Source organism: Pseudoclavibacter caeni (assembly GCF_008831125.1).
GTDB lineage: Bacteria > Actinomycetota > Actinomycetes > Actinomycetales > Microbacteriaceae > Pseudoclavibacter_A > Pseudoclavibacter_A caeni.
The window spans coordinates 22,229-47,388 of the sequence record NZ_WBKA01000006.1; the positions used below are offsets into that span (position 1 = coordinate 22,229).

Consider the following 25,160-nt stretch of genomic DNA (forward strand, 5'->3'; position numbering starts at 1 on the left):
GCTCCTTCTTCGGTCAGAGAGTGTGTGTGATCAGGCCTGGGTGTCGTCTTCGAAGCCCGTGTAGAAGTGGGCGCCGTCGAAGCCGGGCACCGAGTCCTTCAACGAGAGTCCGAGCTCCTCGAGCTTGTCCTTGACCTCGTCGACGGACTTCTGGCCGATGTTGCGGATGTTCATCAGCTGCTGCTCGCTCAGCGCGACCAGCTCGTTGACGTAGTTGATGTTCTCGCGCTTGAGGCAGTTGTACGAGCGGACCGAGAGATCGAGCTCCTCGATCGGCGTCGCCAGCTCGGTGGGCGCGGCCGCCTCGACCGGCGCGGGGCCGATCTCGATGCCCTCGGCCTCGTTGTTGAGGTCGCGGGCCAGACCGAACAGCTCGACGAGCGTGCTGCCCGCCGACGCCACCGCGTCACGCGGGGTGATGGACGGCTTGGTCTCCACGTCGATGACGAGGCGATCGAAGTCGGTACGCTCACCGGCGCGCGTGGCCTCCACCCGGTACGACACCTTGAGCACCGGCGAGTAGATCGAGTCGATCGGGATCTGCCCGACCTCCGCGTACTCGCTGCGGTTCTGCTGGGCGGTGACGTAGCCGCGACCGCGCTCGATGACGAGCTCGATGTCGAGCTTCGCGCTGTCGTTGAGCGTGGCGATGACCAGGTCGGGGTTGTACACCTCGACACCGGCCGGCACGGTGATGTCGGCGGCGGTCACCTCTCCGGCGCCCTGCTTGCGCAGGAACGCGGTGATCGGCTCGTCATGCTCGCTCGAGACCACGAGCTCCTTGATGTTCAGGATGATGTCCGAGACGTCCTCGACCACGCCGGGGACGGTCGTGAACTCGTGCAGCACGCCGTCGATGCGGATGCTGGTGACCGCCGCGCCGGGGATCGACGACAGCAGCGTGCGACGGAGCGAGTTGCCGAGCGTGTAGCCGAAGCCCGGCTCCAGGGGCTCGATGATGAACCGCGAGCGGTTCTCGGCGACGACTTCTTCAGAGAGTGTGGGTCGCTGTGCAATCAGCACGTGTGGTTCCTTTCGGCGAGACGACCGCCATATGACGCCTCGCGTGTTCTGGGTGGTCTCCCAGGACCTGGGTTCGAGTGGGATGACGCGACGCCGCCGGCAGCCCTAGGGCGCGAGCCGCCGGCGGGGCGAGCGTGCGATGATTCAGACCCGGCGACGCTTCGGCGGACGGCAGCCGTTGTGCGTCTGCGGGGTCACATCGTTGATCGACCCGACCTCGAGACCGGCGGCCTGCAGCGACCGGATGGCCGTCTCACGACCCGACCCGGGGCCCTTGACGAACACGTCGACCTTCTTCAGGCCGTGCTCCTGGGCGCGCTTGGCGGCCTGCTCGGCGGCCTGCTGGGCCGCGAACGGGGTCGACTTGCGGCTGCCCTTGTACCCGACCTCGCCGGCGGAGGCCCACGAGATGACCGCGCCGTTCTGATCGGTGATGGTGATGATGGTGTTGTTGAACGTCGACTTGATGTGCGCCTGGCCGACGGCGATGTTCTTGCGATCCTTGCGGCGCGGCTTGCGCGTCGCGGCTGCCTTGGGTGCTGCCATTTCTGTGCTCTGTCTCCTGAATCCTGTGGACTACTTCTTCTTGCCGGCGACGGTGCGCTTCGGACCCTTGCGCGTGCGCGCGTTGGTCTTGGTGCGCTGACCGTGCACGGGCAGCCCACGGCGATGACGGAGACCCTGGTAGCTGCCGATCTCGACCTTGCGGCGGATGTCGGCCGCGATCTCGCGGCGGAGGTCACCCTCGGTCTTGTAGTTGTGCTCGATGTGGTCGCGGAGGGCGACCAGCTGGTCATCGGTGAGATCCTTCACGCGGATGTCACCGGAGATCCCAGTGTCGGCCAGGATCTTGAGCGCGCTCGTGCGCCCGATGCCGAAGATGTAGGTGAGTGCGATCTCCACGCGCTTGTCGCGGGGAAGGTCGACGCCTGCCAGACGTGCCATGCGGCTTGCTCCTTATTGGGGTGCTGCGGAGGTTTCGGGCGGCGTCGCCCGGGCTCACGCCCGGCCCCGGCCTCCGTGTCCGGGGGTTTCAGGCCGTGTGACCGGCCCGATGACGCCACTTGGCTGTGTGGGTCTACTTATAGCGGTAGACGATGCGACCGCGGCTGAGATCGTAGGGGCTCAGCTCCACGACGACGCGGTCCTCTGGCAGGATGCGGATGTAGTGCTGACGCATCTTGCCCGAGATGTGCGCGAGAACCTTGTGACCATTAGTCAGCTCCACGCGGAACATGGCGTTCGGGAGAGCCTCGACGACAGATCCCTCGATCTCGATGACTCCGTCTTTCTTCGCCATGTACGCTGTACCGCCTCGTTCTCGGAATTCGGACACACCGGTGCCACAAGACACCAACTGAAGACTATAGAGCACACGCGGACGCTTGTACAGTCGGGCGTGTCGCATACGGCCGGGCCGCCCCGGCGTCCGCCCTGACCCGACGTCTCGGCGCGGGGCCAGGCCGGGCCGGCTCGGCCGGCGAGGCGGGCCCCGTGCGGTGGCCTGCCGTCGTCAGGGACGATCGGCACAGCCTGCTGCGGGACCAGCCCCGCCGACCACGGCTCAGGCCGCGACGGGCGCCGGGGTGATGCCGAACGGGGCCAGGCCGGCCGCGCCGCCGTCCTCGAGACTCAGCACCCAGATGCCACCCTCGGTCACCGCGACCTCGAGCTCCCAGTGGGCGCCGTCAGAGCCGTCCGCGGTCGAGACCGCCCAGCCGTCAGGCGCCTCGACCGTCTCCTCCGTGCCGTTGGTGAGCATCGGCTCGATGCAGATGACGAGCCCGGGCCGCACCTTCGCGCCCCGACCGGGGATGTGATAGTTGAACACGGGTGGGTCCTCGTGCATGCTGCGGCCAATGCCGTGGCCGACGTACTCGCGCAGGATGCCGAACTGCCCCTGGCTGAGCACGTAGTCCTCGATGGCCGTGCCGACCTCGTTGACGTGCGTGGCCGTGGCGAGGGCGGCGATGCCGGCCCACATCGACTGCTCGGTGACCGCGCTGAGCTCCTCGCGCCGGCGCCGGCGACGGTCGTCGCCGCCGGGCACCACGATCGAGACCGCGGAGTCGCCGTTCCAGCCGTGGAGCATCACACCGGCGTCGACCGACACCAGGTCGCCCGGCTCGATCACACGATCGCCGGGGATGCCGTGCACGATCTGCTCGTTGATCGACACACACAGCGCGTCGTCATAGTCATCCTCGAGTGCGAAGTTCGGCACCCCGCCGTCCGCCCGGGTGACCTCGACGGCGATGTCGTCGAGCTCACGGGTGGTCACGCCGGGGCGCACGGCGGCCGAGACCGCGTCGAGCACATGCCGGGTGGACATGCCCGCGGCCCGGAGCTTCAGGATCTGCTCGGGGGTCTTGTAGGAGAACGTGGGACGCCGGAACATCACTTGACGCCGAGGCCGGCGAGGATGCGCTCAGTCACCTCGTCCACAGCGCCGAGGCCGTCGACGGACACGAGCAGACCGCGATCACGGTAGATGTCGATCAGAGGCGCGGTCTGCTCCGCATACACCTCGAGGCGATGGCGGATGACGTCCTCGGTGTCGTCGGAGCGGCCCTGCTCCACCGCGCGGCGGTGGAGGCGGGCGACGAGCTCGTCGTGGTCGGCCTCGATGAGCACAACCGCGTCGAGCTGTGTGCCGGCGTCGGCGAGGATGCCGTCGAGCTCGACGACCTGATCCTTCGTGCGCGGGTAGCCGTCGAGCATGAACCCCTCGGCGGCGTCCGGCTCGCTCAGGCGCGAGCGCACGAGGGCGTTGGTGAGCTCGTCGGGCACGTACTCGCCGGCGTCCATGTACCGCTTGGCCTCCTTGCCCAGCGGCGTCTGGTTCTTCACGTTCTCGCGGAAGATGTCTCCCGTCGAGATCGCGGGGATGCCCAGCCGCTCGGTCAGACGAGCCGCCTGGGTGCCCTTGCCGGCCCCCGGCGGGCCGATGAGAAGCAGTCTCTTGCTCATTTCAGTAGCCCTTCATAGTGACGTTGCTGCAACTGCGAGTCTATCTGCTTGACGGTCTCGAGCCCGACACCGACCACGATGAGGATCGACGTGCCGCCGAAGGCGAAGTTCTGACTGACACTGAGCAGGCTGAGCACGATGAGCGGCAGCAACGCGACGATGCCCAGGTACAGCGAACCCGGGAAGGTGATGCGGGTCAGCACGTAGGTCAGGAAGTCGGCGGTGGGCCGACCGGCACGGATGCCCGGGATGAACCCGCCGTACTGCTTGAGGTTGTCGGCCTGCTCCTCCGGGTTGAACGTGATCGCCACGTAGAAGTAGGTGAAGCCGACGATGAGGAGGAAGTACAGCGCCATATACAGCGGGTGATCGCCGCGCGTCAGGTAGTTCGAGATGAACTGCACCCAGGCCGGCGGCTCGGTGGAGCCATCGCCCTGGTTGAACTGGGCGATGAGCGCCGGCAGGTACAGCAGCGACGAGGCGAAGATGACGGGTACGACGCCGGCCATGTTCACCTTGATGGGGATGTACGTCGTGTTGCCACCGTACGTGCGCCGCCCCACGACGCGCTTGGCGTACTGGACGGGGATGCGACGCTGCGACTGCTCGACGAACACGACCGCGACGACGAGCACGATCGCGAGCACCAGCACGAGCAGGAAGTTGCGCGGCCCGTTCGTGCCCTTCCAGATGGCGCCCATCTGGCTGGGGAACTGGGCGGCGATGGAGGTGAAGATGAGCAGCGACATGCCGTTGCCGACTCCGCGCTCGGTGATGAGCTCGCCGAGCCACATGATCAGGCCCGTTCCGGCGGTCATCGTGATGATCATCAGAACGACGGTGTACCAGTTGTCGTCCGCGAGCAGACTGCCCGTGCAGGCGGTGCCGTAGAGGGCACCGGTGCGGGCGACGGTGATGAGCGTGGTGGCCTGGAGCAGGCCGAGCCCGAGGGTCAGGTACCGGGTGTACTGGGTGAGCTTGGCCCGACCTGCCTCACCCTCCTTGTGCAGCGTCTCGAAGCGCGGGATGACCACACGCAGCAGCTGCACGATGATGGAGGCGGTGATGTAAGGCATGATGCCCATCGCGAAGACGGACAGCTGCAGAAGCGCGCCGCCGCTGAAGAGGTTCACCAACTCGTAGAGCCCCGAGGTCTCGGAGGTCTGGTTGATGCACTGCTTGACGTTCGTGTAGTCCACATAGGGGGCCGGCACGAACGAGCCGAGGCGGAACAGCACGATGATGAACAGCGTGAAGCCGATCTTGCGGCGAAGATCGGGGGTCTTCATGATGCGGACGACGGCGTTCGACAAACCTCAGGCTCCTGTCAGATGGATGCGCTCGGCCGCAGGGGACGATCCCCGCGGCCGAGCGCGTTCGACGTTGCTACTTTACCGACCCGCCGGCGGCGAGGACCTTCTCGCGTGCCGACACTGAGATGCGATCGACCTGGATGTCCAGCTTCACGCTGATCTCGCCGGTGCCGAGCACCTTGACCGGCTCGCCGGCGCGCACGACGCCCTTGGCGACCAGGTCGTCGACCGTCACCGTGCCGCCCTGAGGGTACAGGGCCGCCAGCCGCTCGAGGTTGACGACCTGGTACTCCACCCGCGCCGGGTTCTTGAACCCACGCAGCTTCGGCAGTCGCATGTGCAGCGGCATCTGGCCGCCCTCGAAGCCGGGCCGCACCTGGTAGCGGGCCTTGGTGCCCTTGGTGCCGCGGCCGGCGGTCTTGCCCTTGGACGCCTCACCGCGACCCACCCGGGTGCGGTCCTTCTTGGCGCCGGGAGCGGGCCGCAGGTGGTGGACCCTGAGCAGGTTCACCTTCTCCTCGGCGCCCTCGTTCGTCTCTGGCATGTTCAGATCTCCTCAACCTCGACCAGGTGACGCACGGCATGCACATAGCCGCGGTTCACCGGGTTGTCGTCCCTGACGACCGTCTGTCCGATGCGGTGCAGGCCCAGCGAGCGCAGCGTGGCGCGCTGCTCGGGACGAGCGCCGTACCGGCTGCGGACCTGGGTGACCTTCAGCTGGCTGGCCATCACTCGCTCACCTTCTCCTCGGCCGCGCGCAGCAGATGCGCGGGCGCGACCTCGTCGAGGGCGAGGCCACGACGCGCGGCCACGGCCTGCGGCTCCTCGAGTTGCTTGAGTGCGGTCACGGTGGCCCGCACGATGTTCAGGGTGTTCGACGAGCCGAGCGACTTACTCAGCACGTCGTGCACGCCGGCGCACTCGAGGACGGCGCGCACCGGCCCGCCCGCGATGACACCGGTGCCGGCGGCGGCCGGACGCAGCAGCACCACACCGGCCGAGTCCTCGCCCTGCACTGGATGCGGGATCGTCTTGCGCACGCGCGGCACGCGGAAGAAGTTCCGCTTGGCGTCCTCGACGCCCTTGGCGATCGCCGCGGGCACCTCCTTCGCCTTGCCATAGCCCACGCCGACGAGGCCGTCCCCGTCGCCCACGACGACGAGCGCCGTGAAGCTGAAGCGACGACCGCCCTTGACCACCTTGGCCACGCGGTTGATGTTCACCACGCGCTCGAGGAAGGGGCTCTCCTTGTCGCGGCCGCCGCGGCGGTCACGACCGCCCTGACGGTCACGGGAGCCGCGACGCCGATCACGCTCATTCGAGTCCGTGCCGTGCTGGCCCTTAGCCTGCCCCTCGGCTGCGGTTGCGCTCACCTGCTGCTCCTTCGATGCCTCGGTCTTGCTCTGCTCGCTCACAGTGACAGCCCGCCTTCCCGCGCACCGTCGGCCACGGCCGCGACACGTCCAGCGTACGCGTTCCCGCCGCGGTCGAACACGACCGTGTTCACCCCGGCCGCCTGGGCACGCTGTGCGACGAGCTCGCCGACCCGACGGGCCTTGGCGGTCTTGTCACCCTCCGCGACCCGCAGATCGGGCTCCATGGTCGACGCGCTCGCCACGGTCACGCCGCGGGTGTCGTCGACGACCTGCACGAAGATGTGACGGGCCGAACGGGTGACGACGAGACGAGGCCGCTCGGCGGTGCCGGTGATGTGCTTGCGGACCCGGGCGTGACGACGCTGACGCGCCGCCTGCCTGCTGTTGTTGCGTGAAGCCATGATTACTTACCAGCCTTTCCAGCCTTGCGACGCACCTGCTCGCCCTCGTAGCGCACACCCTTGCCCTTGTAGGGCTCGGGGAGACGCAGCTTGCGCAGCTTGGCGGCCACCTCGCCGACGGCCTGCTTGTCGATGCCCTGGACGATGACCTTGTTCTGGCCCTCGACCACGAAGGTGATGCCCTCCGGCGGCTCGACGGTGATGGTGTGGGAGTAGCCGAGCGAGAACTCGACCGCACTGCCCTTGGCAACGGCGCGGTAGCCAGTGCCGACGATCTGCAGGGCCTTGCTGTAACCCTTCGTCACGCCCTCGATGTCGTTGGCGATGAGCGTGCGGGTGAGCCCGTGGAGGGAGCGCGACGTGCGCTCGTCATCGGGCCGCGAGACGACGACCTGGTCACCGTCCACGGCGGCGGTGATCGGGGCGGCGACGGTCAGCTCGAGCTGACCCTTCGGGCCCTTCACCGTGACCTGCTGACCGTCGACGAGAACCTCCACGCCGGCGGGGATCTGAATGGGAAGCTTGCCGATTCGTGACATGTTCGATCACCACACGTAGGCGAGGACTTCCCCACCCACGCCCTTCGCCTTGGCCTCACGGTCGGTCAGCATGCCGGAGGATGTGGACAGGATCGCGATGCCCAGACCACCGAGCACGCTGGGCAGCTCGGTCGACTTCGCGTAGACGCGCAGACCGGGCTTTGAGACGCGCTTGATCCCCTGGATCGCGCGCTCGCGCTGCGGGCCGTACTTCAGGTCGATGACCAGGTTCTTGCCCACGCGTGCGGGCTCCTCCCCGACCTCGGCCACGTAGCCCTCGCGCTTGAGGATATCGGCGATCGCACGCTTCAGCTTGCTGTACGGGGCGACGACGCGAGCCTTGTGAGCGCTGTTCGCGTTGCGCACCCTCGTCAGCAGGTCGGCGACCGGATCTGACATTGTCATGGTGTGTGCTTCCTGTTCTTGCCCGGTATCCGCGTCCCGTTCACGGGACGCGGACCGGCGGCAATCGGTGTTACTTGGTGGTCTTGGTCTTGAACGGGAACCCGAGCGCCCGCAGCAGGGCCCGACCCTCATCATCGGTCTCGGCGGTGGTTACGACAGTGATGTCGAAGCCGCGCACGTGGTCGACCTTGTCCTGGTCGATCTCGTGGAAGACCGACTGCTCGGTGAGACCGAACGTGTAGTTGCCGTGACCGTCGAACTGGCGATCGCTCAGCCCGCGGAAGTCGCGGATGCGCGGCAGCGCCAGGCTGATCAGGCGGTCGAGGAACTCCCAGGCGCGGTCACCGCGGAGCGTGACGTTCGCACCGATCGCCTGCCCCTCGCGCAGCTTGAACTGCGCGATGGACTTGCGGGAGTGGTTGACCCGGGGCTTCTGCCCGGTGATCAGGGCCAGGTCGTGCACGGCGCCCTCGATGAGCTTGCCGTCACGGGCCGCCTCGCCGACGCCGGAGTTGACGACGACCTTGACGATCCGGGGCACCTGGTGGGCGTTCGTGTAACCGAACTGCTTCTCCAGGGCGGGGATGATCTCCTCGGCGTACTTCGTCTTCAGCCGCGGCTGGATCTTCTCAGCGGTCTCAGTCATCAGATGTCCTTACCCGACCTCTTTGCGTAGCGCACGCGGACCGTGCGCTTCACGCCGTTGGTCTCCACTTCCTCGACGCGGAATCCGACGCGGGTCGGCTTCTGCGTCTCGGGGTCGACGATGGCCACGTTCGACACGTGGATCGGCGCCTCCTCCTCGACGATGCCCCCGGGCTGGCCGTTGGCGCCCGCCCGACGATGCCGCTTGACAATGTTGACGCCCTCGACGACCACGCGGTCGCGCTCCGGGATCACACGGAGCACATGCCCCTGCCTGCCGCGGTCGCCGCCACGCTCCTGGCTGGCGCCGGTGATCACCTCGACGAGGTCTCCCTTGCGGATCTTCGCCATCTCAAATCACCTCCGGTGCCAGTGAAACGATCTTCATGAACTTCCTGTCGCGCAGCTCACGGCCGATGGGGCCGAAGATGCGGGTGCCACGGGGCTCGCCCTCCTTGGTCAGGATGACGGCGGCGTTCTCGTCGAACTTGATGTACGAGCCGTCCGAGCGCCGGGTCTCCTTGACGGTGCGGACGATGACGGCCTTGACGACCTCGCCCTTCTTCACCGCGCCGCCGGGGATGGCGTCCTTCACCGTCGCCACGATGGTGTCGCCCAGGCCCGCGTAGCGACGGTTGGAGCCGCCGAGCACGCGAATCGTCAGCAACTCCTTGGCGCCGGTGTTGTCGGCCACCTTCAGTCGCGATTCGTTCTGAATCATGTCAATACTCCTCGGGTCGGATCAGGCCTACTTGGCCTTCTCCAGAATCTCAACCAGGCGCCAGCGCTTGGTGGCGGAAAGCGGACGGGTCTCGGCGATCCGGACGAGGTCGCCCACGCCGGCCGTGTTCTCGGCGTCGTGGACGCGGACCTTCGAGGAGCGACGCATCACCTTGCCGTACAGCGGGTGCTTGACACGATCCTCGACGAGCACCGTGATGGTCTTGTCGCCCTTGTCGCTGACCACGTAGCCCTGACGGACCTTGCGGTACCCGCGCACCTGGACGGGCGACTCCTGCCTGTTCTCACTCATGCCTGAGCCTCCTCGTCAGCCTTGACGGCCTTCTTCTTCGACTTCGACGCCTTCGGAGCGGCGGACTCCTCCGCGTCGTGCTGGGTCCGGATGCCAAGCTCGCGCTCGCGGATGATCGTGTAGATCCGTGCGATGTCGCGCTTGACGGCGCGGACGCGGGCGTTCGAGGCGAGCTGGCCGGTGGCCGACTGGAAGCGCAGGTTGAACAGCTCCTCCTTGGCCTTCTTCAGCTCGGCGGTCAGGGCCGAGTCCTCAAGTTTCTCGAGCTTCTCGATGGCGAGGTCCTTGGATCCGATCGGCATTATGCGTCACCCTCCTCGCGCTTGATGATGCGCGCCTTGACGGGAAGTTTGTAGATGGCACGGGTCAGCGCCTCGTTGGCGATGTCGTCGGACACGCCGCTCAGCTCGAACAGCACACGCCCCGGCTTGACGTTCGCGACCCAGAACTCGGGCGAGCCCTTGCCGGATCCCATTCGGGTGCCGATGGGCTTCTGCGAGAGCGGACGGTCCGGGAAGATATTGATCCAGACCTTGCCGCCGCGCTTGATGTAGCGGGTCATCGCGATGCGGGCGGACTCGATCTGCCGGTTCGTGATGTACGCCGACGTCAGCGCCTGGACGCCGTACTCACCGAAGGCGAGCTCTGTGCCGCCCTTGGCGGCGCCACGACGCTTCGGGTGGTGCTGTTTGCGGTACTTGACCTTGCGTGGAATCAGCATGCTTACGCCTCCGCTCCTGCTGTGGCGGGCGCCGCCTGGGCCGGCTGGCCATGGTGGCCCCGACCGCCGCGACGCGCGCGATCACCGCGACCCGGCCGCGACGCTTCGAGCGACGCGAGCTCGCGATCGGTGATCTCGCCCTTGTAGATCCAGACCTTCACGCCGATGCGGCCGAAGGTCGTGCGTGCCTCATAGAAGCCGTAATCGATGTTCGCGCGGAGCGTGTGCAGCGGCACCCGGCCCTCGCGGTAGAACTCAGACCGGCTCATCTCAGCGCCGCCGAGACGCCCGGCGACCTGGATGCGCACGCCCTTGGCTCCGGCGCGCATGGCGCCCTGCAGGCCCTTGCGCATCGCGCGGCGGAAGGCCACGCGGGCGGCGAGCTGCTCGGCCACGCCCTGGGCGACCAGCTGAGCCGACGCGTCGGGGTTCTTCACCTCGAGGATGTTCAGCTGGATCTGCTTGCCGGTGAGCTTCTCGAGATCGGCGCGGATGCGCTCAGCCTCGGCGCCGCGGCGGCCGATCACGATGCCCGGACGGGCCGTGTGGATGTCCACGCGGACGCGGTCCTTCGTGCGCTCGAGGTTGATGCGGGCGATGCCGGCGCGGTCCAGGCTGTTCTGCAGGAAGCGGCGGATGCGCACATCCTCGGCCACGTAGTCCTTGTAGCGCTGGCCCGGCTTGTTCGAGTCGGAGAACCACCGCGACACGTGGTCAGTGGTGATCCCCAGACGGAAGCCGTACGGGTTTACTTTCTGACCCATCAGTTGCTCTCCTTCCTAGCTGATGCGGTGCTCGCCTCATCGGCCTCGTCGGCCGGGGTGGCGACGACCACGGTGATGTGACTGGTGCGCTTCAGCACGCGATACGCGCGGCCCTGGGCCCGCGGCCGGATGCGCTTGAGCGTCGGGCCCTCGTCGACGTACGCCTCTGCGATGTACAGCTCGTCCTCGTCAAGGTAGCTGTTGGCGGCCTCGGCCTTGACCCGGGCGTTGGCCACCGCGGATGCGACGAGCTTGTACACGGGCTCGGCCGCGCCCTGCGGGGCGAATTTCAGGATGCCCAGCGCCTCGTTGGCCTGCCTGCCGCGGATCAGGTTGACGACGCGACGGGCCTTCTGGGGCGTGATGCGGATATGACGCAGACGCGCGGTTGCTTCTACCATCATGACCTCTCTTCTCGGAGTCGTCGGCGCGTCAGCGCCGACGACCCTTCTTGTCGTCCTTCTCGTGACCGCGGAAGGTGCGCGTCGGCGCGAACTCGCCGAGCTTGTGGCCGACGAGCGACTCGGTGATGAAGACCGGGACGTGCTTGCGGCCGTCGTGGACGGCGATCGTGTGGCCGATGAAGGCGGGAACGATCAGCGAACGGCGAGACCAGGTCTTGATCACGTTCTTGGTGCCGGCCTCGTTCTGCGCGAGAACTTTGCGAAGCAGGTGCTCGTCGACGAAGGGGCCCTTTTTCAGACTGCGTGGCATGTGTCTTCTCTCCTACTTGCGCTTCTTGCCGGACGGGCGACGGCGGACGATGAGCCTATCGCTCGCCTTCTTCGGCTTGCGGGTGCGGCCCTCCGGCTGACCCCACGGGCTGACCGGGTGACGGCCACCCGAGGTGCGCCCCTCGCCACCACCGTGCGGGTGGTCGACGGGGTTCATCACCACGCCGCGGACGGTCGGGCGGATGCCGCGCCAGCGGTTGCGCCCGGCCTTGCCCCAGCTGATGTTCGACTGCTCTGCGTTGCCGACCTCGCCGACGGTGGCGCGGCAGCGCGCGTCGACGTTGCGGATCTCGCCGCTGGGCAGACGCAGCTGCGCATAGGGGCCGTCCTTGGCGACCAGGCGCACGCTCGCGCCAGCCGAGCGGGCCAGCTTCGCGCCGCCGCCGGGCCGCAGCTCGATCGCGTGCACCACGGTGCCGGTCGGGATGCTGCGCAGCGGCAGATTGTTGCCGGGCTTGATGTCGGCTTCGGCGCCGGACTCGAGCACGTCTCCCTGCTTCACCTTGTTCGGCGCCAGGATGTAGCGTTTCGTGCCGTCGGCGTAGTGCAGCAGCGCGATGCGCGCGGTGCGGTTGGGGTCGTACTCGATGTGCGCGACGCGGGCGAGCACGCCGTCCTTGTCGGCGCGACGGAAGTCGATCACGCGGTACTGGCGCTTGTGACCGCCGCCGTGATGGCGGGTCGTGATGCGACCGCTCGCGTTGCGACCGCCGGTCTTCGACAGCGGACGCAGCAGCGACTTCTCCGGCGTCGACCGGGTGATCTCGGCGAAATCAGCGACCGAGGAGCCGCGACGGCCCGGGGTCGTGGGCTTGTACTTGCGAATAGCCATGATGCTCTAGCCTTTCCCCGACTCAGTTCGCGGCCGAGAAGATGTCGATGGAGCCCGACTTCAGCGAGACGATGGCACGCTTGGTGTCCTTGCGCTTGCCGGTTCCGAAACGAGTGCGGCGGGTCTTGCCCTGACGGTTCAGCGTGCGGACCTTGTCGACCTGGACGTCGAAGATCGCCTCGACCGCCTGCTTGATCTCGGTCTTGTTGGCGTCGGTGGCCACCTCGAAGGTGTACTTGCCCTGGTCGATGAGCCCGTAGCTCTTCTCCGAGACGACGGGCTTGATCACCACGTCATGCGGATGCTTGTTCAGCTCGGTCATTCTGCGTCACCTTTCCGGACAGCGCGGCCGACGAACCCGTCGAAGGCCTCCTGCGTGAACACGACGTCGTCGGCGACCAGCACGTCATAGGCATTGAGCTGGCCGGGATCGATGACGTGCACCTCGGGGAGGTTGCGCACGCTCTTGATCGTGAGCTCGTCGGTGCGATCGACGACGAGGAGGACGCCGGCGCCCTGCGCGACCTGCGCGAGCGCGGCCTTCGCGGCCTTGGTCGAGGGAGCCTCGCCCGAGACCAGCCCGCTGACGACATGCAGCCGGCCGTTGCGAGCGCGATCGCTCAGCGCGCCGCGGAGCGCAGCCGCGATCATCTTCTTCGGGGTGCGCTGCGCGTAGCTGCGCGGCACCGGCCCGTGGACGACACCGCCGCCGGTCATGTGCGGGGCACGGATCGAGCCCTGACGCGCGTTGCCGGTGCCCTTCTGCTTGAAGGGCTTGCGGCCGGCGCCAGAGACCTCGCCACGGTTCTTCGCCTTGGCGCTGCCCTGCCGCGCGGCGGCGAGCTGCGCAACGACGACCTGGTGGATGAGCGGTATGTTCGGCTGGACGTCGAAGAGATCGGCGGGCAGCTCCACGCTGCCTGCGGCCTGACCCTCGGCGTTCAGCACATCGATCTTCGTGGCAGCCATCGTCAGGCCCCCTTCACAGCGTTGCGGACGAACACGACCTGACCCTTGGGGCCGGGGATCGCGCCCTTGATGAGCAGCAGGTTCTTCTCGGCGTCGACAGCCTGCACGCGGAGGTTCTGGGCGCTCACTCGGTTGTGACCCATGCGGCCGGCCATCTTCAGACCCTTGTAGACGCGCGACGGGGTCGAGGCCTCGCCGATCGAGCCGGGCTTGCGGTGGTTGCGGTGCGCGCCGTGCGAGGCGCTGACGCCCTGGAAGTTGTGCAGCTTCATGACACCCGCGAGGCCCTTGCCCTTGCTCGTGCCGACGACGTCGACGAGCTGGCCGGCCTCGAACTGCTCGACGGTGAGCTCCTGGCCGACCGTGTACTGATCGGCGTCATCGGTGCGCACCTCGGCGAGGTGACGACGCGGGGTGACCCCGGCCTTGGCGAAGTGCCCGGCGGCGGGACGGTTCACCTTCCGCGGGTCGATCTGGCCGTAGGCGATCTGCACGGCCTGGTAGCCGTCGCGCTCGAGGTCGCGGATCTGGGTCACGACGTTCGCCGTGGCCTCGACGACGGTGACGGGCACGAGGTTGTTGTCCTCGTCCCACACCTGGGTCATGCCGAGCTTGATGCCCAGCAGACCCCTGCGGGTCTTGGTCTGTGTAGTCATTCTCTCGTGTTCCTCTAGCTCTCTGCGGCTCAGAGCTTGATCTCGATGTTCACGTCGGCGGGGAGATCCAGACGCATCAGCGAGTCGACAGCCTTCGGCGTCGGATCGACGATGTCGATGAGACGCTTGTGGGTGCGCTTCTCGAAGTGCTCGCGGCTGTCCTTGTACTTGTGCGGCGAACGGATCACAGCGATCACGTTCTTCTCGGTCGGCAGCGGCACCGGGCCGATCACCGTGGCACCGGCACGGGTCACCGTGTCGACGATCTTGCGTGCCGAGGAATCGATCACCTCGTGGTCATACGACTTCAGTCGAATGCGGATCTTCTGTCCCGCCATCGCTGTCTCGCTTTCTTCATCGTTTCGGCATTGCTGCCGACCTTGCTTCCGAGGCCATCGTCCCAGACGTCTCCGCCAGGGGCGTTGACTCCGTCAGGACGCTCGTGAGCTCCCGCCCACCTCACGCACCGCTGTTCTTCTGTCAAAGCCTGTTCACTGCCGAGTGAACCCCGCGTACGATCCCCGCCCGGGCACGCGAATGCCCGAGACGCTGATCGATTGTTGTGTCGCGACCGACGCTCGCATCGACCCGATGCGATGATCGCGATGTCCGGCTGCCAGTGGCGGAGGCACTCCGCACAACCTGGCAGTGACCCGCGCGGGCGCGGGATTTGTGGAACTGGATCATCTTGCCACACGTCCGGGCATCCGTGCAACCCGGGCGTGTCGCGTCCGTCGCGGGCCGGCGACGGGGGTCAGAGGGGCGCCCTCGGGCCCACCGCCCGGGACGACTCAGCGCCCGGTGGCCACCAGGCGCGCCCAGTCGTGCAGGTCGACCCGCGGGCCAGTGAAGAACGGGGTCTCCTCGCGCACGTGCAGCCGGGCCTTCGTGCCGCGCATGTGCCGCATCAGGTCGACGATGCGATGCAGCTCGTCGGCCTCGAAAGCGAGGATCCACTCATAGTCGCCGAGCGCGAACGACGCGATCGTGTTCGCCCGCACATCCGGGTAGTCGACCGCGTACTGGCCGTGCTCGCGCAGGATCGCCGAGCGCTCCTCCGGCGGCAGCAGGTACCACTCGTAGGAGCGCACGAACGGGTACACGCACAGGTAGTCGTGCGCCCGCTCCCCGGCCAGGAACGCAGGGATGTGCCGCGGGTTGAACTCGGCCTGACGGTGCAGGGCCACATTCGACCAGTATGGGCGCAGATGCCGCCCCAGCCGGGTCGCCAGCAGCCGGTGGTAGGCCAGCTGCACGGTCTCCGGGCGTTCCGCGTACCACCAGGCCATCAGATCGGCCTCGGCCCGGAAGCCCGAGACATCGTAGAAGCCGCGGACGTTCAGCCCCTCGATCTCCGACAGCGCGGTGATCGCCTCGTCGACGATCGCGTCCCGCTCGGCGTCGTCGACCGGCAGATCGCGATCCACGGTGAACACCGCCCAGTGGCTGTAGGCGATCATCGCGTTGACCCGCGCCGCCTTCTCGTCAAAGCTCTCCGGCCGCTGGACGCTCGCCGCGGCCTGCCCCGTCGTCTCACCCTGCTCATTCATCCGTCCGACTCCTCCTCCATCTGCTGCTCGCCAGCCCGGTGGGCGACGAGTCCGACGCATCCGCGCCGGTCGATCCTGTCTGTCGCGGCCGTCGCGAGAGCTCGCGCCGCCCGCCGCCGCGGTGTTCCCGGCCCCGGGCCAGCGGTCAGTCCCGGTCACCGGCGGTCACGGGGATGCCGGTGACCACGCCATCCCGCTGCCGGCAGCTGCCCGCCGGGGCGACATCCGGGGCCATCGGCTGGTCGCCGACGACCGGCCGGCGCGGGGCTGCGGGATCGCGCTCCACCGCGGCCCGCTCGAGCACGAGCCCGGCCAGCGCGTCGATGAACTCGGGCCGATGCCCCGCCGTCGTCGCGCGGGCCACGGCGAGCCCCAGCTCGCGGGCATGGGCGCTCGCCTCGGTGTCGAGGTCGAAGGCGACCTCCATGTGGTCGGCGATGAAGCCAATCGGCGCTAGCACCACCGCGCGCTGCCCGGACGAGGCGAGCTCGTCGAGCCGTTCGTTCACATCCGGCTCGAGCCAGGGCTGGCGCGGGCTGCCGGAGCGGGAGCAGAACGACAGGGTCGTGCCGCTCAGCCGCTCGCCGAACCGGGCGCGCAGGCGCCGGTCGAGCTCCGCGGCGATGAGCCGATGCTGCTCGAGGTAAGTCGGGCCGGTCGCCCCGCTGGCGTCGTTCATCGTCTCGGGGATGCTGTGTGTGACGAACGCCACGTGGACGGGCCGGCCCTGCGGCAGCTCGGCCACGGCGTCGAGGATCGCCTGCTCGTTGGCGTCGATGAAGCCCGGATCGTTGTAGAAGGCGCGAAGCACGTCGACCTGCAGGCGCACCCCGGTCTCCGCAGCGAGGGCGTCCAGGACCGCGGCGAGGTGCTCGCGATACTGCCGCGAGCCGGAATAGGAGAGATAGGCCGCCGTGATCACGACGAGCACCCGGCGGCCGCCGTACGCGATCACGTCGCGCAGCGTGTCGACAGTGTGCGGATGCCAGTGCCGGTTCGCGAGCAGCACCGGGACGTCGGAGCCGCGTTCGTGGAGCGCCCGGCGCAGGTCGCGCGCGAGGGCGAGGTTCTCGTCGTTGATCGGGCTGCGCCCGCCGAAGAGCCGGTAGTGCGCCCCCACCACCTCGAGCCGCTCGTCCGGAACGCCCTTGCCCTCAACGACGTCGCGGAGGAAGGGCAGCACGTCCTGCTGTCTGTACGGGCCTCCATAGGAGAGGAGGACGATCGCGTCATAGGGCGCGGCTGGGGTTGCGGACAAGGAGACGGTCACGCGCTCGATCATATCATCAGACGTTCGTCATCATCCCCCATCCGGCCCCTCCGGGGCACAACCCCACGGACGTCCGCCCTGGTCCACGAGTCGATTGCCCGGCCTGACACGCTGGTGCCCGGCTGCGCCCGCCGCCAACGGGCTCGGCGTCGTCCCCGGGTGACCGGGTGTCTGACGACGATGCCGACGTGCTGCCCGCGTCGAACGGGCTCCCCAGACACGCAGAAAGGCCCCGGAGCGGATGCTCCGGGGCCCTCTCTGCTGTCCTGAGGATCGTCAGCAGTCGTGGACGTCAGCCGGCGTCATGCCGGCACCTCGTGCGACGTGACTACTTGATGACCTTCGTGACCGTGCCGGCGCCGACCGTGCGGCCACCCTCACGGATGGCGAAGCGGAGGCCGACCTCCATGGCGACGGGCTGGATCAGCTCAACGTGCAGCTCGGTGGTGTCACCGGGCATGACCATCTCGGTGCCCTCCGGCAGCGTGATGACGCCGGTGACATCCGTGGTGCGGAAGTAGAACTGCGGACGGTAGTTCGAGTAGAAGGGGTTGTGACGACCACCCTCGTCCTTGGTCAGGACGTAGACGTTGCCCTCGAACTCGGTGTGCGGGGTGACCGTGCCGGGCTTGGCCACGACCTGGCCGCGCTCGACCTCCTCGCGCTTCAGGCCACGCAGGAGCAGACCGACGTTCTCGCCGGCGCGCCCCTCGTCGAGCAGCTTGCGGAACATCTCGATGCCGGTGACCGTCGACTTCTCGATCTCCGGGCGGATGCCGACGATCTCGACGTCCTCGTTCATGTGGATGATGCCGCGCTCGATGCGTCCGGTGACGACCGTGCCACGGCCGGTGATCGTGAACACGTCCTCGATCGGCATCAGGAACGGCTTGTCGGTGTCACGAACCGGATCGGGGATGTACTCGTCGACCTTGTCCATGAGGTCCTCGACCGTCTTGGCCCACTTCTCGTCGCCCTCGAGCGCCTTCAGCGCCGAGACGCGCACGACGGGGGCGTCGCGGTCGTAGTCCTGGCTCTCGAGGAGGTCGCGGACCTCCTCCTCCACCAGCTCGAGGATCTCCTCGTCATCGACCATGTCGGTCTTGTTCAGCGCGACCAGGATCGACGGCACGCCCACCTGGCGGGCGAGCAGCACGTGCTCGCGGGTCTGGGGCATGGGGCCGTCGGTGGCGGCGACCACGAGGATCGCGCCGTCCATCTGCGCCGCACCGGTGATCATGTTCTTGATGTAGTCAGCGTGCCCCGGAGCGTCCACGTGGGCGTAGTGCCGCTTCTCGGTCTGATACTCGACATGCGAGATGTTGATCGTGATGCCGCGCTGACGCTCCTCGGGAGCGTTGTCGATCTGGTCGAACGGGGTGAACGGGTTCAGATCCGGGTACTTGTCGTGCAGCACCTTCGTGATCGCCGCGGTCAACGTGGTCTTGCCATGGTCGACGTGACCAAGGGTACCGATGTTGACGTGGGGCTTGGTCCGCTCGAACTTTGCCTTCGCCACTGTGGGTCCTCCTCAGGACTCTCATGTAGTTGGCTCGACCCGATTCTGACTCGGTGAGTTGCCTACGTGTTTGTTTCTTGCGTACTTATCTATCTTACAGCGCCGACGGGCGGCGATGAAACCGCCCATCGACGCCCCAAGTCACTCGCCCTTGGCCTTCTGGATGATCTCGTCGGCCACGGCGCGTGGCACCTCCGCGTACGTCTCGAAGCGCATCGAGTACATCGCACGCCCCTGGGTCTTCGACCGCAGGTCGCCCACGTACCCGAACATCTCCGACAGCGGGACGTTCGCCTTGATCACCTTCACGCCGGTCGCGTCCTCCATCGACTGGATCTGGCCGCGACGAGAGTTGAGATCGCCGATGACGTCGCCCATGTACTCCTCGGGCGTGCGCACCTCGACCGCCATGACCGGCTCCAGGAGCACGGGCTTGGCGAGCTTCGCCGCCTCGCGGAAGGCCATCGACCCGGCGATCTTGAAGGCCATCTCCGAGGAGTCGACCTCGTGATACTGACCGTCGAGCAGCGTCGCCCGCACACCGACCACGGGGTAGCCGGCGAGGATGCCGGACTCCATGGCGTCCTTGATACCCGCGTTGACCGAGGGGATGTACTCGCGCGGCACGCGGCCGCCGGTGACGGCGTCCACGAACTCGTACGTCTCATCACCCTCGACCGCCATCGGCTCGAGGCCGATGACGACCTTCGCGAACTGGCCGGAGCCGCCGGTCTGCTTCTTGTGCGTGTACTCGTACTTCGCGACGGGCTTGCGGATCGTCTCGCGGTACGCGACCTGGGGCGCGCCCACGTTCGCCTCGACCTTGAACTCCCGCTTCATGCGGTCGACCATGACGTCGAGGTGGAGCTCGCCCATGCCGCCGATCTCAGTCTGGCCCGTCTCCGGGTTGTTAGTGACGGTGAAGGTCGGATCCTCCTCGGCGAGCTTCTGGATCGCGATGCCGAGCTTCTCCTGGTCGGCCTTCGTCTTCGGCTCGATTGCCACGAAGATCACCGGATCCGGGAACGTCGTCGACTCGAAGGTGATCGGGTGGTCGATGTCGCACAGAGTATCACCGGTCGTGGTGTCCTTCAGCCCGATGGCCGCGTAGATGTGCCCCGCGGTGATCGAGTCGACCGGGTTCTCCTTGTTGGCGTGCATCTGGAAGAGCTTGCCGATGCGCTCCTTCTTGCCCTTCGTGGAGTTGAGCACCTGGGTGCCCGACTCGACGTGACCGGAGTACACGCGGATGTAGGTCAGCTTGCCGTAGAAGGGGTGCGATACCACCTTGAAGGCCAACGCCGCGAACGGCTCGTCGCGCGACGCGTGCCGCTCGAGCTTCTCGTCCTCGTGGCCGGGCACGTGGCCCTCCACCGCGGGCACGTCGAGCGGGCTCGGCAGGTAGTCGACGACGGCGTCGAGCAGGGGCTGCACACCCTTGTTCTTGAAGGCCGAGCCGGCGAGCACCGGGTAGGCCTCGCTGTTGACCGTCATGTGCCGGATGCCGGCCTTGATCTCGTCGACCGTGAGCTCCTCGCCGCCCAGGTACTTCTCGAGCAGCGCGTCATCGGTCTCGGCCACGGCCTCGACGAGCTCCTGACGGTACTGGGCCGCCTTCTCCTTGAGGTCGTCCGGGATCTCCTCGACCTCGTAGTGCGAGCCCATCTCGACATCGCCGCGCCAGGTCAGCGCCCGGTTCTCGACGAGGTCGACGACGCCCTCGAAGGTGCTCTCCGCGCCGATCGGCAGCTGGATGACGAGCGGCCGCGCGCCGAGGCGATCCTTGATCGTCTTCACCGAGAAGTAGAAGTCGGCGCCGAGCTTGTCCATCTTGTTGATGAAGCAGATGCGCGGCACGTCGTACTTGTCGGCCTGACGCCACACGGTCTCAGACTGCGGCTCCACGCCCTCCTTGCCGTCGAACACCGCGACGGCGCCATCGAGCACGCGCAGGGAGCGCTCCACCTCGACGGTGAAGTCGACGTGCCCGGGGGTGTCGATGATGTTGATCTGGTTGCCCTTCCAGAAGCACGTGGTGGCAGCCGAGGTGATGGTGATCCCGCGCTCCTGCTCCTGGGCCATCCAGTCCATCTGCGAGGCGCCGTCATGCGTCTCGCCGATCTTGTGGGTAATGCCCGTGTAGTACAGGATGCGTTCGGTCGTCGTGGTCTTGCCGGCATCGATGTGCGCCATGATGCCGATGTTGCGAACCTTCGTGAGATCCGTGAGCACTTCGTGCGCCACGTGGGTTCCTTCCGAGAGAGTGTCAGTGATGAGTTCGAGAGCGCGGACGCCGAGCGCGGACGCCCCGGCTCAGACCGGGGCGACCGCGGGGACGATCACCAGCGGTAGTGCGCGAAGGCCTTGTTCGACTCGGCCATCTTGTGCGTGTCCTCACGACGCTTCACCGCGGCGCCGAGGCCGTTGGACGCGTCGAGGATCTCATTCGTCAGCCGCTCCGTGATGGTCTTCTCACGACGCTGACGCGCGTACGTCACCAGCCAGCGCAGCGCGAGCGTGTTGGCGCGGTGCGGCTTGACCTCGACCGGCACCTGGTAGGTGGAGCCGCCGACGCGACGGGAACGCACCTCGAGCGACGGGCGGACGTTGTCCAGCGCCTTCTTCAGCGTCGCGACCGGATCCTCGCCGGTCTTCTCGCGCGCCCCCTCGAGGGCACCGTAGACGATGGTCTCCGCGAGGCTCTTCTTGCCATCGAGCAGGACCTTGTTGATGAGCTGGGTGACGACCGGCGCGCCGTACACGGGGTCGGCGACGACGGGGCGCTTGGGAGCGGGGCCCTTGCGTGGCATTACTTCTTCTCCTTCTTCGCGCCGTAGCGGCTGCGAGCCTGCTGGCGGTCCTTGACCGCCTGGGTGTCGAGCGCGCCGCGGACGATCTTGTAGCGCACGCCCGGGAGGTCCTTCACACGACCGCCACGGACGAGCACCATCGAGTGCTCCTGGAGGTTGTGGCCCTCGCCCGGGATGTACGCGGTGACCTCGATGCCGTTGCTGAGCTTCACGCGGGCCACCTTGCGCAGGGCCGAGTTCGGCTTCTTCGGGGTCGTCGTGTACACGCGGGTGCACACGCCGCGACGCTGGGGGTTGGACTTCAGCGCGGGGGCCTTGGTCTTCGTGACCTTCGGCTTGCGCCCCTTGCGAACCAACTGCTGGATTGTTGGCACAGCTTCTCCTTGTTTCTGCTCTGCGTTGAAGCGCCCGAGGGCGCGAACTCTGTCGAGTCGACATCACGGCGATGTCGCGAGTCCGGCATTTCACCGCAGACCTGCGCGAACATCGAACTCTCACGGCACACCACTAATGCGCCAAAGAGTAAGAATAGTCAATCACCCCGGACGCCGCAAATGCCCGTGTCACCCGCCGCCGAGCCGATCCACGGCCGGGCCGCCCGGGCGCGTCGACGCCGTCAGGCGTCCTGCCGTTTCGCCTTCGCCTTGCCGGACCGGCGCGACGCCTCCCGCTCGACGATCGTCTGCGCGTAGTCCGGCACGTAGATGTTCTCCTCCCGCGGCGGCCGCTCGTACCCCGAGCGGGCGGGCCGCTCCGGGATCGCGATCTCCGGCTGCTCCTGCACCCCGTAGGGGATGTGCGTGAGCAGGTGGTGGATCACGTTCAGCCGCGACCGCTTCTTATCCTCACTCTCGACGGTGTACCAGTGCGCCTCGGGGATGTCAGTGTGCACGAACATCTCGTCCTTCGCCCGCGAGTAGTCCTCCCAGCGGGTGATCGACTGCAGGTCCATGTCCGACAGCTTCCACCGCCGCATCGGGTCATTCAGCCGCGAGCGGAAGCGCCGCTCCTGCTCGACGTCGCTGACCGAGAACCAGTACTTGAACAGCAGGATGCCGTCCTCCACCAGCAGCCGCTCGAAGATGGGCGCCTGATGCAGGAACCGGCGGTACTCCTCCGGCGTGCAGAATCCCATGACCCGCTCCACACCGGCCCGGTTGTACCAGGAGCGGTCGAACAGCACGATCTCACCGGCGGCCGGCAGATGGGCGACGTAGCGCTGGAAGTACCACTGCGTGCGCTCGCGGGGGCTGGGCGCCGGCAGCGCGACGACCCGCGCCCAGCGCGGGTTGAGGTACTCCGTGATCCGCTTGATCGCCGATCCCTTGCCGGCGGCATCGCGCCCCTCGAAGAGGATGAGGACCCGCGCCCCGGTGTTGCGCACCCACTGCTGCAGGTTCACCAACTCCGCCTGCAGTCGGCGCAGCTCGGCTTCGTAGGCCTTCTTCGGCAGCTTCTGCGGATCGCCCTTACTCATCGTTCCCCTTGCTCCAGCTCGTCTCATGCCGGTGCGACGCCCGGTCGCGCGTCGGGGCGCGCCCGACCCGTCGACCGACCACGTCATCGGCGCACCCACCAGTATCCCACGCCGGAGCGGTCAGGGCCCGTCCCGCCCACGCGCACCGCTCAGTGGACGCCGCAAGCGGGATCAGCCGACGACCGTCACGCCGAGGCCGGCGAGCGCCTCGTCGACGGCCTGTACGTACCGCGCGGCCGCAGCGTCACCCGGGTGGATGCGATCCTGCGCCAGCTCATCGATGTGGTCCTGGATCGCGGCATGCCACTGCGCCACCGCGACGGTGTCGGGATGCTCGGCGGCGACCGCCGCGATCGCCTCGTTGTCCGCCTGCTCCCAGCGCCGCTCGGCGAACACGTCGACGATCACAACCCGGCGCGAGGGCCCCGCGTACGCGATGAGATTCTCCAGCGCCGGGGTGTCCATCGTCCCGTTCGTGCCCGCATGCAGCACGAGCACGCGGCGCTCGGGGTGCTCGGCCAGCAGCTGGCGGGCCGCGGCGAACGTGGCCGTGCTCTGTCGGGCCACCTGCGCGTCGATCAGGATGCCCGGGTGGCTCTGCGCGAGCCGAGCTGCGCTCGCCTGCATCACGGAGTCACCCGCGGCGAGCATGTCGGCCCCGCTGACCCGGCTGATCTCGGTGTCATCCGGCAGCAGCGGCTGAGGCGCGGGCGCGCCGGACGGCGGGGCGCCGACGGTGAGCCCCGGCGTCGTCGTCCCGGCCGCGACGGTGTAGGCGCTGCCGGCGGCCACGTACGACTCGGCCGTGCTGTGCTCCGGGGCGCTCAGAACCGAGATCAGGCACAGCACGCTCACCATGCCGCCGACGGCCAGCTGCGTCGCCCGCATCGGGAAGCGGCGGGTCAACAGCTGCCGGGAGAAGGCCCGTGCCGCGCCGAGGAACCCCAGCCGCATGATCGGCCGCTCGATCCAGCGGCTGCTGGCCGCAGCGGCGCCCAGGGAGATCACCACCACGAGGGCGGCCTCCAACGGCATCGCCCACGGCTCGTCGACGCCGCCGAGCCGGGTGGCGACGATCGCCGTGACCGGCCAGTGCCACAGATAGATGCCATACGAGAGCCGGCCGAGCCACCGCAGCGGGCGAGTGGAGAGCAGCCGGGTGATCAGCGAGCGACGGTCGCCGAGCGTCGCGATGCCCACGGTGGTCATCACCGCGACGAGCAGCATGCCGCCGCGGTAGGTGACCGTCAGCTGATCACCGAGCAGCGCGAAGCCGACCCCGACCAGGGCGAGGGCCCCGATGGCCACGACGTTCACGCCGACCGGGCCGAGCCGCGACCACCGCGGCAGGCCACGCCCGTACAACGGCGCGAGGAAGGCCAGCGCGGCACCGAGCATGAGCCCGAAGACGTGGGTGAAGGTGCCGAAGTAGACGGCGCTCGGATCGGCGCCCGGCACGTAGAGCAGCCCCATGGCGCCCGCCGACGCCAGGGCGAGCGCGACCGCCGTCACGGCGCGCCCCGCCCGGGGCAGCCGCAGCACCACGAACAGCAGCAGCGGCCACACCAGGTAGAACTGCTCCTCGATCGCCAGCGACCACAGGTGCACGAACACGATCGGGGTGCCCTCGGCGAAGTACGAGTCGTCGGCCATGATCGACAGCCAGTTGCTGGTCCAGGTGAACGCGCCGAGCAGCTGGCGGCCGAGCCCGGCGCGCAGATCCGAGGGCATCAGCGAGAGCGCGGCGGTGATCACGAGCGTCATCGTCCACAAGGCGGGGACGAGTCGGCGCAGCCGGCGCAGCCAGAAACGGCCGAGCCGGATGCCGTCACGGTCGTCGTGGTCGCGCACGAGCCCCGAGGTGATGAGATACCCGCTCAGCACGAAGAAGACGTCGACCCCGAGATACCCGCCCGGCAGCCAGGTGGGATCGAGGTGGTAGGCGACCACGGCCGCGACGGCGATCGCCCGCAGCCCGTCGAGAGCACCCACATGCCGCCGCGGGGCGCGCGGGGCAGCGGCGCCCTGGCTCGCCTCCGGCGTGGCGCCCGGTTCGGTCTGCACGGTCATCTGCGTCATGGTGGATCGCCTCAACGATAATCGCGCCCGCCGACATCCCGCCGACGCCACGCGCGGACGCCGCGAGGCCGCCA

The 25,160-nt window shown here is 67.9% G+C and carries 35 protein-coding genes; all 35 read right to left on the reverse strand.

Annotated elements, in window-relative coordinates:
• Nucleotides 1-30 precede the first annotated feature (30 nt).
• Nucleotides 31-1,023: a DNA-directed RNA polymerase subunit alpha gene (locus F8O02_RS07535; protein WP_158036641.1), complete on the reverse strand. Its 993-nt coding sequence runs from the start codon at nucleotides 1,021-1,023 to the stop codon at nucleotides 31-33.
• 144 nt (nucleotides 1,024-1,167) lie between these two features.
• A complete protein-coding gene (rpsK, locus tag F8O02_RS07540; protein WP_158036642.1) occupies nucleotides 1,168-1,569 on the reverse strand; it encodes a 30S ribosomal protein S11 in 402 nt (133 codons plus the stop codon).
• Nucleotides 1,570-1,599: 30 nt separating this feature from the next.
• On the reverse strand, nucleotides 1,600-1,968 hold the full coding sequence (rpsM, locus tag F8O02_RS07545; protein ID WP_158036643.1) for a 30S ribosomal protein S13: 369 nt from the start codon (nucleotides 1,966-1,968) through the stop codon (nucleotides 1,600-1,602).
• A gap of 133 nt (nucleotides 1,969-2,101) precedes the next feature.
• A complete protein-coding gene (gene infA, locus F8O02_RS07550; protein ID WP_013770189.1) occupies nucleotides 2,102-2,323 on the reverse strand; it encodes a translation initiation factor IF-1 in 222 nt (73 codons plus the stop codon).
• A gap of 264 nt (nucleotides 2,324-2,587) precedes the next feature.
• Nucleotides 2,588-3,421 (reverse strand): type I methionyl aminopeptidase, encoded by an 834-nt coding sequence (map, locus tag F8O02_RS07555; RefSeq protein WP_158036644.1) that lies wholly within the window; start codon nucleotides 3,419-3,421, stop codon nucleotides 2,588-2,590.
• Complete coding sequence (locus F8O02_RS07560; protein WP_158036645.1) at nucleotides 3,421-3,993, reverse strand: adenylate kinase; 573 nt, start codon at nucleotides 3,991-3,993, stop codon at nucleotides 3,421-3,423. Before F8O02_RS07560 ends, map begins: the two co-directional genes overlap by 1 nt.
• Entirely contained in the window at nucleotides 3,990-5,306 is a 1,317-nt protein-coding gene (gene secY, locus F8O02_RS07565; protein ID WP_158036646.1) for a preprotein translocase subunit SecY, read from the reverse strand. The genes F8O02_RS07560 and secY overlap by 4 nt, the downstream gene beginning before the upstream one ends.
• A 73-nt stretch (nucleotides 5,307-5,379) precedes the next feature.
• Nucleotides 5,380-5,850 carry a 50S ribosomal protein L15 gene (gene rplO, locus F8O02_RS07570; RefSeq protein WP_158036647.1) on the reverse strand — a complete coding sequence of 157 codons (471 nt, stop codon included), beginning with the start codon at nucleotides 5,848-5,850 and terminating at the stop codon, nucleotides 5,380-5,382.
• Between the two features lie 2 nt (nucleotides 5,851-5,852).
• Entirely contained in the window at nucleotides 5,853-6,035 is a 183-nt protein-coding gene (rpmD, locus tag F8O02_RS07575) for a 50S ribosomal protein L30 (protein WP_158036648.1), read from the reverse strand.
• Nucleotides 6,035-6,721, reverse strand: coding sequence for a 30S ribosomal protein S5 (gene rpsE, locus F8O02_RS07580; protein WP_404821183.1), 687 nt, complete (start codon nucleotides 6,719-6,721; stop codon nucleotides 6,035-6,037). Before rpsE ends, rpmD begins: the two co-directional genes overlap by 1 nt.
• Complete coding sequence (rplR, locus tag F8O02_RS07585; protein ID WP_158036649.1) at nucleotides 6,718-7,083, reverse strand: 50S ribosomal protein L18; 366 nt, start codon at nucleotides 7,081-7,083, stop codon at nucleotides 6,718-6,720. The genes rpsE and rplR overlap by 4 nt, the downstream gene beginning before the upstream one ends.
• A gap of 2 nt (nucleotides 7,084-7,085) precedes the next feature.
• The gene (rplF, locus tag F8O02_RS07590; RefSeq protein WP_158036650.1) at nucleotides 7,086-7,622 is read right to left on the reverse strand and encodes a 50S ribosomal protein L6; all 537 of its coding nucleotides are present in this window, start codon (nucleotides 7,620-7,622) and stop codon (nucleotides 7,086-7,088) included.
• Between the two features lie 6 nt (nucleotides 7,623-7,628).
• On the reverse strand, nucleotides 7,629-8,027 hold the full coding sequence (gene rpsH / locus F8O02_RS07595) for a 30S ribosomal protein S8 (RefSeq protein ID WP_158036651.1): 399 nt from the start codon (nucleotides 8,025-8,027) through the stop codon (nucleotides 7,629-7,631).
• 70 nt (nucleotides 8,028-8,097) lie between these two features.
• Nucleotides 8,098-8,673 (reverse strand): 50S ribosomal protein L5, encoded by a 576-nt coding sequence (gene rplE / locus F8O02_RS07600; RefSeq protein ID WP_158036652.1) that lies wholly within the window; start codon nucleotides 8,671-8,673, stop codon nucleotides 8,098-8,100.
• Entirely contained in the window at nucleotides 8,673-9,023 is a 351-nt protein-coding gene (gene rplX, locus F8O02_RS07605; RefSeq protein ID WP_158036653.1) for a 50S ribosomal protein L24, read from the reverse strand. The genes rplE and rplX overlap by 1 nt, the downstream gene beginning before the upstream one ends.
• Before the next feature lies 1 nt (nucleotide 9,024).
• On the reverse strand, nucleotides 9,025-9,393 hold the full coding sequence (gene rplN, locus F8O02_RS07610) for a 50S ribosomal protein L14 (RefSeq protein ID WP_158036654.1): 369 nt from the start codon (nucleotides 9,391-9,393) through the stop codon (nucleotides 9,025-9,027).
• Between the two features lie 27 nt (nucleotides 9,394-9,420).
• Entirely contained in the window at nucleotides 9,421-9,705 is a 285-nt protein-coding gene (rpsQ, locus tag F8O02_RS07615; RefSeq protein ID WP_158036655.1) for a 30S ribosomal protein S17, read from the reverse strand.
• Complete coding sequence (gene rpmC, locus F8O02_RS07620; RefSeq protein ID WP_158036656.1) at nucleotides 9,702-10,007, reverse strand: 50S ribosomal protein L29; 306 nt, start codon at nucleotides 10,005-10,007, stop codon at nucleotides 9,702-9,704. Before rpmC ends, rpsQ begins: the two co-directional genes overlap by 4 nt.
• Nucleotides 10,007-10,426: a 50S ribosomal protein L16 gene (gene rplP, locus F8O02_RS07625; RefSeq protein WP_158036657.1), complete on the reverse strand. Its 420-nt coding sequence runs from the start codon at nucleotides 10,424-10,426 to the stop codon at nucleotides 10,007-10,009. Before rplP ends, rpmC begins: the two co-directional genes overlap by 1 nt.
• A 2-nt stretch (nucleotides 10,427-10,428) precedes the next feature.
• Nucleotides 10,429-11,190, reverse strand: coding sequence for a 30S ribosomal protein S3 (gene rpsC / locus F8O02_RS07630; protein ID WP_158036658.1), 762 nt, complete (start codon nucleotides 11,188-11,190; stop codon nucleotides 10,429-10,431).
• Complete coding sequence (gene rplV / locus F8O02_RS07635; RefSeq protein ID WP_158036727.1) at nucleotides 11,190-11,591, reverse strand: 50S ribosomal protein L22; 402 nt, start codon at nucleotides 11,589-11,591, stop codon at nucleotides 11,190-11,192. Before rplV ends, rpsC begins: the two co-directional genes overlap by 1 nt.
• A gap of 31 nt (nucleotides 11,592-11,622) precedes the next feature.
• On the reverse strand, nucleotides 11,623-11,904 hold the full coding sequence (gene rpsS / locus F8O02_RS07640) for a 30S ribosomal protein S19 (RefSeq protein WP_158036659.1): 282 nt from the start codon (nucleotides 11,902-11,904) through the stop codon (nucleotides 11,623-11,625).
• 12 nt (nucleotides 11,905-11,916) lie between these two features.
• Nucleotides 11,917-12,756 carry a 50S ribosomal protein L2 gene (rplB, locus tag F8O02_RS07645; protein WP_158036660.1) on the reverse strand — a complete coding sequence of 280 codons (840 nt, stop codon included), beginning with the start codon at nucleotides 12,754-12,756 and terminating at the stop codon, nucleotides 11,917-11,919.
• A 22-nt stretch (nucleotides 12,757-12,778) separates the two neighbouring features.
• On the reverse strand, nucleotides 12,779-13,078 hold the full coding sequence (rplW, locus tag F8O02_RS07650) for a 50S ribosomal protein L23 (RefSeq protein ID WP_158036661.1): 300 nt from the start codon (nucleotides 13,076-13,078) through the stop codon (nucleotides 12,779-12,781).
• The gene (rplD, locus tag F8O02_RS07655; RefSeq protein ID WP_158036662.1) at nucleotides 13,075-13,725 is read right to left on the reverse strand and encodes a 50S ribosomal protein L4; all 651 of its coding nucleotides are present in this window, start codon (nucleotides 13,723-13,725) and stop codon (nucleotides 13,075-13,077) included. Before rplD ends, rplW begins: the two co-directional genes overlap by 4 nt.
• A 2-nt stretch (nucleotides 13,726-13,727) precedes the next feature.
• A complete protein-coding gene (gene rplC / locus F8O02_RS07660; RefSeq protein ID WP_158036663.1) occupies nucleotides 13,728-14,381 on the reverse strand; it encodes a 50S ribosomal protein L3 in 654 nt (217 codons plus the stop codon).
• Between the two features lie 29 nt (nucleotides 14,382-14,410).
• Complete coding sequence (gene rpsJ, locus F8O02_RS07665) at nucleotides 14,411-14,719, reverse strand: 30S ribosomal protein S10 (RefSeq protein WP_010156393.1); 309 nt, start codon at nucleotides 14,717-14,719, stop codon at nucleotides 14,411-14,413.
• 453 nt (nucleotides 14,720-15,172) lie between these two features.
• The gene (gene hemQ / locus F8O02_RS07670; RefSeq protein ID WP_158036664.1) at nucleotides 15,173-15,931 is read right to left on the reverse strand and encodes a hydrogen peroxide-dependent heme synthase; all 759 of its coding nucleotides are present in this window, start codon (nucleotides 15,929-15,931) and stop codon (nucleotides 15,173-15,175) included.
• Between the two features lie 145 nt (nucleotides 15,932-16,076).
• Nucleotides 16,077-17,201: a ferrochelatase gene (locus F8O02_RS07675; protein WP_225734216.1), complete on the reverse strand. Its 1,125-nt coding sequence runs from the start codon at nucleotides 17,199-17,201 to the stop codon at nucleotides 16,077-16,079.
• A gap of 328 nt (nucleotides 17,202-17,529) precedes the next feature.
• The gene (gene tuf, locus F8O02_RS07680; RefSeq protein WP_158036666.1) at nucleotides 17,530-18,720 is read right to left on the reverse strand and encodes an elongation factor Tu; all 1,191 of its coding nucleotides are present in this window, start codon (nucleotides 18,718-18,720) and stop codon (nucleotides 17,530-17,532) included.
• Nucleotides 18,721-18,861: 141 nt separating this feature from the next.
• Nucleotides 18,862-20,964 (reverse strand): elongation factor G, encoded by a 2,103-nt coding sequence (gene fusA / locus F8O02_RS07685; protein ID WP_158036667.1) that lies wholly within the window; start codon nucleotides 20,962-20,964, stop codon nucleotides 18,862-18,864.
• A 95-nt stretch (nucleotides 20,965-21,059) separates the two neighbouring features.
• Nucleotides 21,060-21,530: a 30S ribosomal protein S7 gene (gene rpsG / locus F8O02_RS07690; RefSeq protein WP_158036668.1), complete on the reverse strand. Its 471-nt coding sequence runs from the start codon at nucleotides 21,528-21,530 to the stop codon at nucleotides 21,060-21,062.
• Entirely contained in the window at nucleotides 21,530-21,904 is a 375-nt protein-coding gene (rpsL, locus tag F8O02_RS07695; RefSeq protein ID WP_158036669.1) for a 30S ribosomal protein S12, read from the reverse strand. Before rpsL ends, rpsG begins: the two co-directional genes overlap by 1 nt.
• A 242-nt stretch (nucleotides 21,905-22,146) precedes the next feature.
• Entirely contained in the window at nucleotides 22,147-23,007 is an 861-nt protein-coding gene (gene ppk2, locus F8O02_RS07700; protein ID WP_158036670.1) for a polyphosphate kinase 2, read from the reverse strand.
• A 171-nt stretch (nucleotides 23,008-23,178) separates the two neighbouring features.
• The gene (locus F8O02_RS07705) at nucleotides 23,179-25,086 is read right to left on the reverse strand and encodes an acyltransferase family protein (RefSeq protein ID WP_179416379.1); all 1,908 of its coding nucleotides are present in this window, start codon (nucleotides 25,084-25,086) and stop codon (nucleotides 23,179-23,181) included.
• Nucleotides 25,087-25,160: the final 74 nt, after the last annotated feature.

Excerpts from the sequence above, each read along its gene's own strand:
- rpsK (WP_158036642.1), bottom strand. The coding sequence starts at position 1,569 with ATGGCAGCACCCAAGGCAGCCGCGACGCGCAAGCCGCGCCGCAAGGAT.
- rpsM (WP_158036643.1), bottom strand. The coding sequence starts at position 1,968 with ATGGCACGTCTGGCAGGCGTCGACCTTCCCCGCGACAAGCGCGTGGAG.
- infA (WP_013770189.1), bottom strand. The coding sequence starts at position 2,323 with ATGGCGAAGAAAGACGGAGTCATCGAGATCGAGGGATCTGTCGTCGAG.
- map (WP_158036644.1), bottom strand. The coding sequence starts at position 3,421 with ATGTTCCGGCGTCCCACGTTCTCCTACAAGACCCCCGAGCAGATCCTG.
- F8O02_RS07560 (WP_158036645.1), bottom strand. The coding sequence starts at position 3,993 with ATGAGCAAGAGACTGCTTCTCATCGGCCCGCCGGGGGCCGGCAAGGGC.
- rplO (WP_158036647.1), bottom strand. The coding sequence starts at position 5,850 with ATGCCAGAGACGAACGAGGGCGCCGAGGAGAAGGTGAACCTGCTCAGG.
- rpmD (WP_158036648.1), bottom strand. The coding sequence starts at position 6,035 with ATGGCCAGCCAGCTGAAGGTCACCCAGGTCCGCAGCCGGTACGGCGCT.
- rplR (WP_158036649.1), bottom strand. The coding sequence starts at position 7,083 with ATGGCTTCACGCAACAACAGCAGGCAGGCGGCGCGTCAGCGTCGTCAC.
- rplF (WP_158036650.1), bottom strand. The coding sequence starts at position 7,622 with ATGTCACGAATCGGCAAGCTTCCCATTCAGATCCCCGCCGGCGTGGAG.
- rpsH (WP_158036651.1), bottom strand. The coding sequence starts at position 8,027 with ATGACAATGTCAGATCCGGTCGCCGACCTGCTGACGAGGGTGCGCAAC.
- rplE (WP_158036652.1), bottom strand. The coding sequence starts at position 8,673 with ATGACTGAGACCGCTGAGAAGATCCAGCCGCGGCTGAAGACGAAGTAC.
- rplX (WP_158036653.1), bottom strand. The coding sequence starts at position 9,023 with ATGGCGAAGATCCGCAAGGGAGACCTCGTCGAGGTGATCACCGGCGCC.
- rplN (WP_158036654.1), bottom strand. The coding sequence starts at position 9,393 with ATGATTCAGAACGAATCGCGACTGAAGGTGGCCGACAACACCGGCGCC.
- rpsQ (WP_158036655.1), bottom strand. The coding sequence starts at position 9,705 with ATGAGTGAGAACAGGCAGGAGTCGCCCGTCCAGGTGCGCGGGTACCGC.
- rpmC (WP_158036656.1), bottom strand. The coding sequence starts at position 10,007 with ATGCCGATCGGATCCAAGGACCTCGCCATCGAGAAGCTCGAGAAACTT.
- rplP (WP_158036657.1), bottom strand. The coding sequence starts at position 10,426 with ATGCTGATTCCACGCAAGGTCAAGTACCGCAAACAGCACCACCCGAAG.
- rpsC (WP_158036658.1), bottom strand. The coding sequence starts at position 11,190 with ATGGGTCAGAAAGTAAACCCGTACGGCTTCCGTCTGGGGATCACCACT.
- rplV (WP_158036727.1), bottom strand. The coding sequence starts at position 11,591 with ATGGTAGAAGCAACCGCGCGTCTGCGTCATATCCGCATCACGCCCCAG.
- rpsS (WP_158036659.1), bottom strand. The coding sequence starts at position 11,904 with ATGCCACGCAGTCTGAAAAAGGGCCCCTTCGTCGACGAGCACCTGCTT.
- rplB (WP_158036660.1), bottom strand. The coding sequence starts at position 12,756 with ATGGCTATTCGCAAGTACAAGCCCACGACCCCGGGCCGTCGCGGCTCC.
- rplW (WP_158036661.1), bottom strand. The coding sequence starts at position 13,078 with ATGACCGAGCTGAACAAGCATCCGCATGACGTGGTGATCAAGCCCGTC.
- rplD (WP_158036662.1), bottom strand. The coding sequence starts at position 13,725 with ATGGCTGCCACGAAGATCGATGTGCTGAACGCCGAGGGTCAGGCCGCA.
- rplC (WP_158036663.1), bottom strand. The coding sequence starts at position 14,381 with ATGACTACACAGACCAAGACCCGCAGGGGTCTGCTGGGCATCAAGCTC.
- rpsJ (WP_010156393.1), bottom strand. The coding sequence starts at position 14,719 with ATGGCGGGACAGAAGATCCGCATTCGACTGAAGTCGTATGACCACGAG.
- hemQ (WP_158036664.1), bottom strand. The coding sequence starts at position 15,931 with ATGAATGAGCAGGGTGAGACGACGGGGCAGGCCGCGGCGAGCGTCCAG.
- rpsG (WP_158036668.1), bottom strand. The coding sequence starts at position 21,530 with ATGCCACGCAAGGGCCCCGCTCCCAAGCGCCCCGTCGTCGCCGACCCC.
- ppk2 (WP_158036670.1), bottom strand. The coding sequence starts at position 23,007 with ATGAGTAAGGGCGATCCGCAGAAGCTGCCGAAGAAGGCCTACGAAGCC.
- F8O02_RS07705 (WP_179416379.1), bottom strand. The coding sequence starts at position 25,086 with ATGACGCAGATGACCGTGCAGACCGAACCGGGCGCCACGCCGGAGGCG.